This window comes from Archangium violaceum Cb vi76 (genome assembly GCF_000733295.1).
Taxonomy (GTDB): domain Bacteria; phylum Myxococcota; class Myxococcia; order Myxococcales; family Myxococcaceae; genus Archangium; species Archangium violaceum.
In genome coordinates this window covers 1-1,073 of record NZ_JPMI01000007.1, presented here as the reverse complement: position 1 = coordinate 1,073, position 1,073 = coordinate 1, and the positions used below count along the sequence as shown (strand labels likewise).

The following is a 1,073-nucleotide window of genomic DNA, read 5'->3' as shown; positions in this document are numbered from 1 at the left end:
GGGTCTTCCCACCAGTTCGCGCAGGACACTCCATGTGCCGATGTGCGTCTTGTCGTCGGTGGTGTTTCCGTGCTCTACGCTGCACCAGATTGGGACGGCCCCCTCCGCCGTGGTCGTCAGAAGGTAGAGCAACTGCTTCAAGTCGGGCCGGTGGTCCTTGTTGTAGCCATGGGTAATGCGACGGGTAGACTTTCCATTCCTCCGCTGCCCCTTGGCGTCTCCGTACTCCCCGGACAACGTGACGGTCGTGCTGTCGTTGTGCAACTCCTCGAGATTCACTTCGAAGCCCCGTGCGGCCTGGACGACAGCAGCCGTCATGAGCGCGGCACGGTCAGCCTCGAACAACTTGTCCAGGCACCTGCCGAGCCGATCGTCGTTGAGCAGTTCCGCCCCACTGCCAGGCAGTCCCAAGAGGCAACCCTCAACGCGACGACACCACTCCCGCAGGCTGTACAGCGGCTCGCGAGATACCAGAATGTTGCGCAGCAGGATGCCCACTCCTATCGCGGGCGACAGTCGGTCGCGTGAGCCTGGCTGGGGCAGAAAGCGCTGGAGAGCCTCGTCCACCCCCGTCAACTCGAGGAAATGGTTGATGATAGGCAACGCCCCCACCACCTTTGACTCCAGACCAGGTTCATTGGCATCAGCGGCGGCACCTGGCCCGTGGTTGTCAGCCTTCCTTCGCACGTAGGAATGATGGGCCCACTTGCGAGGTGGGGCAAGTCTGTTCTTGGATATAACTCTACCCCTGACCCTCCCACAGGGTGCGGAACGAGGGCTGGGTCGCTCATTGCCGGAGGGATTGGACAGGTACCGCTGCAGCAGGAGCGCTCGTCTGGAGACTCTTCGGTGGATACATGATGGGTGAACATCAACCCAGGAGTGCTCGGCAACAGGCAGCTCTTGAACATCAGCGAGATTGGACCAGTCCGAGAGGGGGCCCTCATGAAGTCCCCCATCATCATCGAGCTTCAAGCGGAGGCGCGATGGCTTGAGGCCTGCCCTGATTGAGCCGCATTTGAAATCAGCATGAAATCAGCATGAAATCAGCTTCGCGATGTGCGGAAAGTAGG

The 1,073-nt window shown here is 60.6% G+C and carries 1 protein-coding gene; it reads right to left on the bottom strand.

Annotation, left to right across the window (positions count from 1 at the left end; genetic code table 11):
- On the bottom strand, positions 1 to 612 hold a 612-nt coding region (locus Q664_RS01755), incomplete at its 3' end, for a DUF4277 domain-containing protein (protein WP_043389146.1).
- Between the last annotated feature and the right edge of the window lie 461 nt (positions 613 to 1,073).